At 70.9% G+C, this 9,952-nt stretch carries 6 protein-coding genes and 1 pseudogene; 5 read left to right on the top strand and 2 right to left on the bottom strand.

The window, feature by feature from the left end; translation table 11 throughout:
* The 5 genes and pseudogenes from VA603_RS11615 to VA603_RS11595 all read left to right on the top strand — a co-directional run.
* A pseudogene (locus tag VA603_RS11615) lies at positions 1 to 432 on the top strand (DUF58 domain-containing protein); the annotation flags it as partial.
* Positions 429 to 1,580 (top strand): BatA domain-containing protein, encoded by a 1,152-nt coding sequence (locus VA603_RS11610; RefSeq protein ID WP_323438943.1) that lies wholly within the window; start codon positions 429 to 431, stop codon positions 1,578 to 1,580. The pseudogene VA603_RS11615 and the gene VA603_RS11610, both read left to right, overlap by 4 nt.
* Complete coding sequence (locus VA603_RS11605; RefSeq protein WP_323438942.1) at positions 1,577 to 3,730, top strand: hypothetical protein; 2,154 nt, start codon at positions 1,577 to 1,579, stop codon at positions 3,728 to 3,730. The genes VA603_RS11610 and VA603_RS11605 overlap by 4 nt, the downstream gene beginning before the upstream one ends.
* Positions 3,727 to 5,460, top strand: coding sequence for a carboxypeptidase regulatory-like domain-containing protein (locus VA603_RS11600; protein WP_323438941.1), 1,734 nt, complete (start codon positions 3,727 to 3,729; stop codon positions 5,458 to 5,460). The genes VA603_RS11605 and VA603_RS11600 overlap by 4 nt, the downstream gene beginning before the upstream one ends.
* A gap of 224 nt (positions 5,461 to 5,684) precedes the next feature.
* Positions 5,685 to 7,628, top strand: coding sequence for an N-acetylmuramoyl-L-alanine amidase (locus VA603_RS11595; RefSeq protein ID WP_323438940.1), 1,944 nt, complete (start codon positions 5,685 to 5,687; stop codon positions 7,626 to 7,628).
* A 122-nt stretch (positions 7,629 to 7,750) separates the two neighbouring features.
* On the opposite strand, the gene VA603_RS11590 is transcribed toward VA603_RS11595, so the two are convergent.
* A complete protein-coding gene (locus VA603_RS11590; protein WP_323438939.1) occupies positions 7,751 to 9,670 on the bottom strand; it encodes a M61 family metallopeptidase in 1,920 nt (639 codons plus the stop codon).
* A 134-nt stretch (positions 9,671 to 9,804) separates the two neighbouring features.
* Positions 9,805 to 9,952 (bottom strand): cell envelope biogenesis protein OmpA (locus VA603_RS11585; RefSeq protein WP_486679297.1); only part of this gene is annotated, 148 nt, incomplete at its 5' end.

Here is a 9,952-nt window from a genome sequence, read left to right as displayed (position 1 = left end):
CTGCAACTGCATGGCCTGCACGCACGCGGGCAATGGCCCGGCGCCGAGCAGCTGAAGCCGGTCTGGGAACGCATCGGCGCGCATGATCTGGTGGTGATGATCGGCGACGGCTTCGACGAGGCGGCGATTGAACTGGCCGAACGCCTGGCCAAGGCCGGTCGCGACGTGGTCCACCTGCAGCTGCTCACCGTGGAGGAGCGCGACTTCCCATTCCGCGACGGACACCGCTTCCGCGACCCGGAAACCGCGCAGGAACTGCTCAGCGATGGCAGCCGCGTGCGCGCCGACTACCTGGCCCGCTTCGCCGAGGCCCGCCGCACGCTGGATGCGCGCCTGCAGGCCGCGGGCATCCGTCACGACACCGCTTTCCTCGATGCCCCCATCGATGCACCGCTGCAGCGCCTGTTCGGCCGGCGCGGAGGCGCGGCGTGAGCCTGTTGTGGCTGTTCCCGGCCGGCCTGGCGGCGTTGGCCGCGCTGCTGTTGCCGCTGCTGATTCATCTGGCCCGGCGCGACCAGCAACAGCTGATCGATTTTGCTGCGCTGCGCTGGCTGTCGGCCAAGCCGCGCCCGCGCCGCCGCATCCGTTTCGACGAATGGCCGCTGCTGCTGGTGCGCCTGCTGTTGCTGGCGGCACTGGCATTGTTGCTGGCGCGCCCGGCACTGGACGGCCTGCGCGACACCGAGCCACGCATCGCCGTGCTGCCTGGCGTGACTCCGGCACAGGCGCGTGCCGTCGCCGGGACCCCGCCGTCGCAATGGCTGTGGCTGGCACCGGGGTTTCCGCGCATCGGGCAGGACGCGCCCATGCCCGATGCGCGGCAACCCGTGGCCAGCCTGCTGCGTGAGCTCGATGCATCATTGCCGCCGGACGTGCCCCTGACCGTGATCGTGCCGTCGGTCAGCCAGGGGTGGGACGCACAGCGCCCGCGCCTGTCGCGCACGGTACGTTGGCTGCAGGTCAACGTGCCCCCTGCGGGCACGGCCTCGGCGACGCACAAGCCACCGCGGCTGCAGGTCCGCCACGATGCCGATGGCGCCTTGCAGCTGCGCTACCTGCGCGCCGTGAACCAGGCCTGGCATGCGGAGGCCGTGCTGGACAGCGCCGGCGACGACCAGGCCTTCACCGAGGGTGACGCGGTGCGCGTCTGGTTGTCTTCCAAGCCGGTGCCCGCCGGGCTGCTGGCCTGGGCCGGGAACGGCGGCACCTTGCTGGTCGACGCGCGTACCCCGGTGCCACCGCAGGCGCAGCGCTCCCCGCTGTGGCATGACGACGCCGGCAACCTGCTGCTCGAGCAGGTCAACCAGCCACCGCGCTGGTTGCGCTGGAATGCCAACCTGGCCGCGGCATCGATGCCGGCGTTGCTGGATGCGCGCTTCCCCTCGCAACTGCAGGCACGGCTGCAGCCGCCGCCGGCACCTGGCCGTGCCGATGCCACCAGCCTGCGCCCGGACAGCGGTGCCCCTGCGTATCCGCAGCCCGCACGCGAGCTCGCACCGTGGCTGGTGCTCACGGTCGCCCTGCTGTTCCTGCTCGAACGCTGGCTGGCCAGCGCTCGGCGTCGCCGGGGGCAGGCATGAAACGGCCTGCGCTGTTGCAACGCGCGCGACGCCGGGTGCAGGCCATCACCCTGCTTGGCGGGCTGCCGCTTGCCGCGGCGCTCGCGGTGCTGGCTTGGCGCCTGTACGACATCGATGTGGCAACGGCGGTCCTCACCCTGGCCCTGCTCGCGGTCGCCGGCGTGGCGATGTGGCGCGCGCGCCGGCGCGATGCACGCTGGCTGATTACCCGGCTCAACGAGCATCCGCGCCTGGAGGACAGCGCCGACCTGCTGTTCGCCACGCCGGCGACATTGAATTCCCTGCAGCAGCGGCAGCGCCAGCGCATCGGCCAGCGCCTGCAGGCGGACCCGCCCGACCTGCGCCAGCCGTGGCCGGGATTGCGCCTGCTGGCCTGTATCGCGGTGGCGTTGCTGGTCGCGGCCATCGCCCTGGCATGGCCGCGCGGTGGCGAGCGGCCAACCACCGCCAATGACACCACCGGCGACGCGGCATCCCCGGCCGCGCAGGCACCGGTGCTGCGTGCCGCGCAACTGCGCGTGACCCCACCGGCCTACACCGGCCAGCCCGCGACCGGCGGCGAGAAACTCGACGCACGTGCCGTGCAGGGCAGTCGCCTGCACTGGCAGCTGCAGTTCCAACCGCAGCCGCGGCAGGCATGGCTGCAGTTCCATGATGGGCGACGGTTGCCGTTGCAGCGCGACGGCGAGCGCTGGCAGGCCGGGCAGACGCTGCAGCGCGCGGGTCTGTACCGCATCGTCACCGCGCCGGCGCTGGCCACCGCCAGCCGCGCCTACCGCCTGGACGTGGTGCCGGACCGCCCGCCGCAGGTCAAGGTGCTGGCGCCGGCGCAGACCCTCAACCAGGCCACCGCCGGGCAGCGGCAATGGCCGCTGCGCTTCGAGGCCAGCGACGATTTCGGCGTCACCGCCAGCGCCACGCTGGAGCTCACCACCGCCAAGGGCAGCGGCGAGAACATCGCCTTCCAACACCAGCGTGTAACGGTGAACGGCAGCGGCCCGGCCACCACGCGCCGCTTCGCCTACACCGCCGACCTCGCCGCGCTGGGCGTCGGCCCCGGTGACGAAGTGGTCGCGCGCCTGACCGTGCGCGACAACCGCGACCCGCAACCGCAGCAGGCGCGCAGTGCCAGCCTGATCCTGCGCCTTCCCAGCGAACAGGACGTGCAGGCCAGTGCGCTGGAAGGTGCGATCAAGAAGGTGATGCCGGCCTACTTCCGCAGCCAGCGGCAGATCATCATCGACGCCGAGGCCCTGCAGAAGCAGCGCGGCCAGCTGGACGCGGAAACCTTCACCAGGCGCTCCGATGCGATCGGCGTGGACCAGCGCATCCTGCGCCTGCGCTATGGCCAGTTCCTCGGCGAGGAGGCCGAAGGCGGGGCCAAGCCGCCACCGACCGGCGACCTGCCCACCGGCGACGCCGCCGCGGCCGGTGACCCTGCCGAGCACGCCGACGCGCATGCCCACGAGGACGGCCATGACCACGGCAGCAGCGGCACCGACAGCACGCCGGTGTTCGGCAGCGCCACCGACGTGTTGTCCGAGTACGGGCACACCCACGATCACGCCGAGGCCGCCACGCTGCTGGATCCGCAGACGCGCGCCATCCTCAAGGCCGCGCTCGACCAGATGTGGCAGTCCGAGGGCCACCTGCGCCAGGGGCATCCAGACCTGGCATTGCCCTACGCGTACAAGGCACTGGGCTTCATCAAGCAGGTGCAGCAGGCCGAGCGCATCTACCTGGCGCGCGTGGGCAGCGTGTTGCCCCCGATCGACCTGGCCCGGCGCATGACCGGCAAGCGCGAGGGCCTGGGCAATCGCGCCCTGCAACCGTCCACGCGGCCGCCACCGGAGCGTTTCATCAGCGATGCGTGGCAGGCATTGGCGCAGGCCGATGGCGCGGTCGACCTGGACGCGCTGTCGCGTTGGCTGGATGCACATCCGCAGGCCGTGCCGGACCCGCTCGACGTGCTCGCCGCCATCGACGATGTCCGCCAGCAACCGGATTGCCAGGCATGCCGCCAGCGCCTGCGCGCGCAGCTGTGGCCGGCCCTGCAGCGCCCGCCCGGCCCGCCCGCGCGCCGCGACGCCGCCGATGCCGGCGGGCGCCGCTACCTGGATGCATTGGCCGCGCCACAGGAGGCACGATGACGAGCACCTGGCTGCCATGGGCCATCGTCGCACTGGCGGTACTGCTGGCCAGCATCCGCCTGTGCCAGCGGCCACGCCCGGCACCGGCACGCCTGTCCGCATTGCTGCTGTTGCAGGCCGTGGCGGCGGTGCTGCTGTGCCTGGCCTTGTCGCCCCCGCCGCGCAGCGTGCGCGCCGACACCCTGGTCATCGCCACCGCCGGGGCGCGGGAGGCCGATGTGCTCGCCATTCCCGCCGCTACCCATCTGCGCCTGCCCGAGGCACCGGCGATGTCGCGCGTGGCCGCGGTACCGGACCTGGCCACCGCCATGCGCCAGCATCCGGGCACGCGCGAGCTGGTGATCGTCGGTGATGGATTGACCGCGCGCGACCGCGACGCGCCGTTGCCGCCGGCGCTGCGGTTCCTCGCCAACCCCGCGCCGGCCGGACTGGTCGAACTGCGCGCACCGCCACTGCTGGCACCGGGAGCCCGCTTCGAGGTGGGCAGCCGCGTGCATGGCCTGCGTGATGTCCGGGTCGAACTGCTCGATCCGGCCGGCCACCGCGTCGCCATCACCACGCCGGGCAGCGATGGCCGCGTGCGCCTGGTGGCCAGCGGGCGCGAGCCTGGTGATGTCAGTTTCGCGCTGCGCCTGCTCGATGCCGACGGCAAGGTACGGGACCAGCTGCCGGTGCCGGTACGGGTGCGCGCGGTGCCGCCGCCGTCGCTGCGGCTGCTGGCCGGAGCTCCGGGGCCCGAGCTGAAGTACCTGCAACGCTGGGCCGCCGACACCGGCGCGTCCCAGCAGACCAGCATCCTGGTCGGCGGTGGCGTGCAGTTGGGCGATGCCCCGGCCGCCCTGGATGCGGCCAGCCTGGCCAAGATCGACCTGCTGGTGCTGGACGAACGCCGGCTGGCCGCGCTGTCCCCGCTGCAACGCAATGGCGTCAACGCGGCGATGCGGGCCGGTCTCGGCGTGCTGGTGCGCATGGGCGGGCCCCTGGATGCCGGCGCACGGCGTGCCCTGCGCGAATGGGGGCTCGATACCCGCGGCGGCCAGGAACTGCGCCCGCTGAAGTTCATTGATGGCGCGGCGGGCGATGGCAGCGCGGAGCCGTTCGCGCTGGAGCGTTTCACGCTGGATGTCGTTGGAGACGACGCGGTGCCGCTGCTGCGCGATGCCGAAGGCAACGCGGTCGGCCAATGGCGTGCACTGGGGCTGGGCCGGGTTGGCGTGTTGCCGGTCAGCGACAGCTACAGCCTGGTGCTGGCCGGCCACGCGCCACAGCACGCCGCGCTGTGGAACCAGGTGCTGGCAACGCTGGCGCGCCCGCTCCCGACCACGCCGTCGCCCGAACTTGCCGGCTGGGGCTGGGCCGGCGAGCGCAACGTGTTGTGTGGCCTGCCGGCCGGCGCACAGGCCATTGCCCCGGACGGCGCGCGCAGCGCCCTGCTGGCCGATCCACAAGCAGGCAACTGCAGTGGCTGGTGGCCGACGCAGGCCGGTTGGCACACCCTTGCCGCCGGTTCGGCGCAGGCGACGATGCTGCTGCTGGAACCGCAGCAAGCCAGGGCACTGCACGCAACGCAACAGCGGGATGCAACGCTGGCGCTGCGTGGCACCGCCGGCACCGCGCAGGCCGCCATCCGCGTTCCCGGCCCACGCTGGCCATGGCTGTTGGCATTCGTGCTGGTCGCCGCATTGCTGTGGTGGCTGGAGCGCCGCAAGCCCGTCGTGGCAGCGGCCTGAGCCGCGAAGCCGATACCGCATCCTGCCGCGACACGTCGCCTGGTTTTCCCGAAGCTGGCATCAGGTGACCGGAAGCCTTCGTGGTTTCGCGGCCAAGGCCGCTCCTGCGCCGCGCCCGCAACGCGGGTGAGGCGCGTCACATACCGGCACGCTCTTCACCCACGGGCGGCCGCGATCCGGTAGAACCACAGCGGCAGGGGGTTCCAACTGAAGGGGTCCTATCGATGATGCACCGTCATACCGCCGTGCTGCTGTCTGCCGTCATCACCAGTATCGTGGCCGCACCCGCGCTCGCCCAAACCTCGCTCAAGGCAGCGCAGGCCGATTCCAGCCAGGCGCTGGACATGCAGTTGAAGATGGAAGAAGCCGTGCTGGCACCGCAGCGCGCGATGTTCCGCCGCTACTTCCAGCAGGCCTACCGCCGCTATCCCTCCATCCCGTCCGGCACGCTGGAGGCGATGGCCTTCGTGCAGAGCCGCTGGTCCAACCTGCAGCCGCGGCAGGCACAGGACGCCAACCACCTGCGCATGCCCGCCTCCTGGGGCGTGATGGGCCTGTACGCCGGCCAGGGCTTCGAAGACCAGGTCGGTGAAGGCGCACGGTTGCTCGGCGTCAGCAGCGACGCGGTGCGCACCGACGTGGCCACCAACATCCTGGCCGCCGCCGCGCTGCTGGATGCGCAGATCCGCCAGGACATCCCCGATGCCGATGCGCGGACCAACGCCACGCCCGAAGCCATCCGCCCCGCGCTGATGCGCTATGCCGGCTTCGCCCCGGCCGGCGCACAGGCCGCGCGCAGCGGCGGCAACATCGACACCTACGCGCGCACCAGCTTCGCCTATGACGTGCTGCTGGCGCAGGACCGCGGCGTCAACGACCGCGGCATCGTGGTGCCGGAACGGCCCATCGCCTGGGAGGATGCCTTCGACGCGCCGCAGCTGGTCACCCTGCGTGCCCCGATGGTGCGCCTGGATGTCAGCGGCGACCGCGTGGATACCGGCGCCTACCACATCGACCCGGTCAGCGAGACCCTGCAGGCCAACGCCGCGCGCGCCGATGCACGGGCCACGGCCGGCATCGACGCGACCATCCAGAGCACCGACTACGGCCCTGCGATCTGGAGCGCCGCGTCCAGTTCCAACTACGCCGCCTCGCGCGCGGCCGCGATCAGCGCGGTCACCGTGCACACCACCCAGGGCAGCTACGCCGGCACCATCTCGTGGTTCAAGAACGCCAGCGCCCAGGTCAGCGCGCACTACGTGATCCGTTCCTCCGATGGCCAGGTCACGCAGATGGTGCGCGACGCGCACACCGCCTGGCACGTGGGCAGCCAGAACAGCTACACGCTGGGCATCGAGCACGAGGGCTACGTCGACAACAGCTCCTGGTACACCAACGCCATGTACGAGGCCTCGGCGGCGCTGGTGCGCAACTTCTGCGCCAAGTACAGCGCGATCAGCTGCGCCAGTGCCTACAGCGGCCCGTCCAGCAGCGGCATCAACGTGCTCGCCACCAGTGTCAAGATCAAGGGCCACCAACACTACAGCGGGCAGACCCACACCGACCCGGGCATCAACTGGAACTGGTCCAAGTACTACGCGCTGATCAACCCGGGCAGCGGCGGCGGCACCGGCGCGGTCACTTACCTGGACCGCTTCGAGAGCAGCGTGGGGCATTTCGACACCAGTCCCAGCTATTCCGGCAGCACCACCGGCATCAGCACCGCTTCCACTGCCACCCGCGACTGCACCACGCAGAAGAACGGCAGCTGTTCGCTGCGCGTGCTGCTGAAGGACAACACCGCCAGCACCGCTTCGTGGGCGGTGCGCCTGCTGTCCGGAGCCGGCACGCCGGCCAACAACACCGCGCTGGCGCGCAGCAACGGCGTGGTCGGCTTCTGGGTGTGGACCGGCGGCAGCGGCGTGAGCGTGGGCGTGGGCATCGACGACAGCGATGGCACCGAGCGATCGACCAGCAAGGCCATCGCCGCCAATACCTGGACCTACGTGTCATGGCCGCTGAGCGATGCGGCGCAATGGAACGCCTGGGTCGACGGCAACGGTGCGATCACCGCCTCCAGCGTCAAGCTCGATGCGATCTGGCTGTACCACGCCAACACCGCGTATGACATCAACGTCTACATCGACGACGTGCAGATCAAGAACTGACCTGCGGCAGCAGGCAGCCATGCATCGCATGGACATCACCCGGCCGGTGGCGCCGGGCATGGCCTGGCACCACCGGTTTGTGTCGCAGTGCCTCCGTGCCGGGCAGCGCCCGGCACGGTCACTCACTTCCTGGCGCTGAGGATCGGCGTCAGGTAGTCGGTGCTGCCTTCGATGCGCTCCAGCACCGGGTAGCGCAGGCCGCCCTGGTAGTCGATGCTCAGGGTGCGGTACACGTCCATCTCCTTGACCAGCAGGCGCACCGGCTGCGGATGGGCCTTGGCCGCACGCACCGCCTCCTCCAGCTCGTCGGCGCTGTACTGCAGGTCGTTGACCGCCAGCACCTGCATGCCGGTGCCCAGGCCGGCGTTGAAGGCCGGGCTGTCCCAGCGCACTTCGCCAACGCGGCCGGCACTGTCCAGCGACATGCCCAGCGAGTAGATGAAGTTGGCGCCCCGGCCCTTCATCATCGCCTTGTAGTAGGCGCTGGGCTTGTCCTGGTAGACCAGCTTCCAGCCGGCGGCGGCGATGCCGTCGGTCAGCCCGCGGCGGCCATCCACGCGCTCGCGCAGGAACTGCGTCCAGTCACCGGTGGGCTGCACCTGCTCCAGCGTCGCGGCGACATCCTCGAAGGTATAGGTATCCGGGCGCTCCCACTGGCCATCGTTCTGGCCGAAGAAGGCCTTGGCGAAATCATCCAGGCTGCGCTTGCCGCCACTGAGCTTGCGGATGCGCACGTCGGCTTCCAGCCACAGCATCTGGCCACCCTGGTAGTAGTCCTCGCTCATCTGGTAGCCACGGTACGGCTTGGGCTTGCGGCGGGCGATCACCGGGTCGTTGGTGGTGTCGCCCAGCGAGCGCCATTCCAGCCCCGGGCGGTTGTCGGCGTAGGTGGCGGCCACCAGCGCCAGCGCATCACGCGAGGCCTCCAGCGGGCGGATGCCGGCGCGCGCGGTGAGCACGTTGCCCCAGTACTGGGTCTGGCCCTCGTACACCCACAACAGGCTGCCCTGCATCGGCACGTTGTAGTTCAACGTGGCCAGGTCGGCCGGGCGGCGGTACTTGCCGTCCCAGGAATGGGTGTATTCGTGGCCGAGCAGGTCGCTGCTGCCGACCTTCGCGTCCCAGCCGCTGAAGTAGTCGCGGTCCTCGCTGTTCTCGCTGGAGCGCTGGTGCTCCAGGCCGATGCCGCCCAGCTGGCTGGTCACCGCGAACAGGAAGTCGTAATGGTCGTAGTGCTCGGCACCGAACAGCTTGCGCGCCTGGGTGACCAGCGCGCGGTGCTGCTCGATGTGCTCGGGCTTGGCCTCCAGGTCCTTGGCGCGGTCGGCGAACACGTTCAGGCGCACCGGGCGGGTGCCGGCCGGGGCCAGGTCGAAGCGGCGGTGGTAGCGGCCGGCGAACACCGGCGAGTCCACCAGGATTTCCAGGTTGGTCGGCGCGTAGTGCACGGTGTCGCCGTCACGGCGCGCCACGGTCAAGGCGCTGGCCGCTTCCCAGCCCTGCGGGTAGCGCGCGTTGGCCTGGTAGGTGATGGCATGGGCGGCATGCCCGGCCGGGTACAGCAGCATCGCGTTCCACTGCAGGTTGAGCATGTTCGGCGTCATCACCGTGCGCCCCTGCGCCGAATCGGTGGGGCTGAGGAACTGGTACTCCATGCGCAGCTCGCCGACGCCTTCGGGCACCTGCACGTTGAAGGTGTAGACGTCGAGCGGGTCGCGCACCCAGTCCAGGCGCTGGCCGTTGCCGGTGATGACCAGGCCGGCCAGCTTCTCGATCTGGCCGGTGGGCGAATGGTTGCCCGGCAACCAGGCCGGGTAGTGGAAGCGCTGCAGGCCGGCCTGCACCGGCACGGTCTGCTTCACCTTGAACACGCGCTGGCCCAGGCCGGTGGCGTCCACGTCGAGCACGATGGTGCCCGGGTAGGCGGCCTCGCTGATCCTGACGCCCCGTGCGTCGGTATCGGGCACGTCCGGTGCCGCATTCGCCAAGCCGATGGCGGCCATCAGGGCCAGCCCCAGCGCCGCAGGACGGAATACATGCATCACCAACCTCTCGTTTGTCTGAGAGCCCCATGATGCGTCGACGCGCACGGCCCTGACACGGGCCGTTAGGCATGGTCGCGGACACCCACGCCGCGGGAGCGGCCTTGGCCGCGATGCATCATCCGACCCCGCTCCTAGGTGCGGACGAAGATATCCACGCGGCGGTTGAGCTGGCGGCCACCCGGGTTGTCCTTGCCGTTGATCTCGTTGGGCGCGACCGGCTGCGTTTCGCCGTAGCCGTGGGCGCTTGCCCCGGCCGCCGCACCCCGCTGCTGCAGCGCG

It is taken from the genome of Stenotrophomonas capsici, assembly GCF_034961085.1.
Taxonomy (GTDB): domain Bacteria; phylum Pseudomonadota; class Gammaproteobacteria; order Xanthomonadales; family Xanthomonadaceae; genus Stenotrophomonas; species Stenotrophomonas capsici.
The sequence above is the reverse complement of the archived record's forward strand: the minus strand, read 5'-3'. Positions and strand labels throughout refer to the sequence as shown.

Coding starts and splice junctions, on each gene's coding strand:
- VA603_RS11605 (WP_323438942.1), top strand. CDS start 1,577: ATGAAACGGCCTGCGCTGTTGCAACGCGCGCGACGCCGGGTGCAGGCC.
- VA603_RS11600 (WP_323438941.1), top strand. CDS start 3,727: ATGACGAGCACCTGGCTGCCATGGGCCATCGTCGCACTGGCGGTACTG.
- VA603_RS11595 (WP_323438940.1), top strand. CDS start 5,685: ATGATGCACCGTCATACCGCCGTGCTGCTGTCTGCCGTCATCACCAGT.
- VA603_RS11590 (WP_323438939.1), bottom strand. CDS start 9,670: ATGCATGTATTCCGTCCTGCGGCGCTGGGGCTGGCCCTGATGGCCGCC.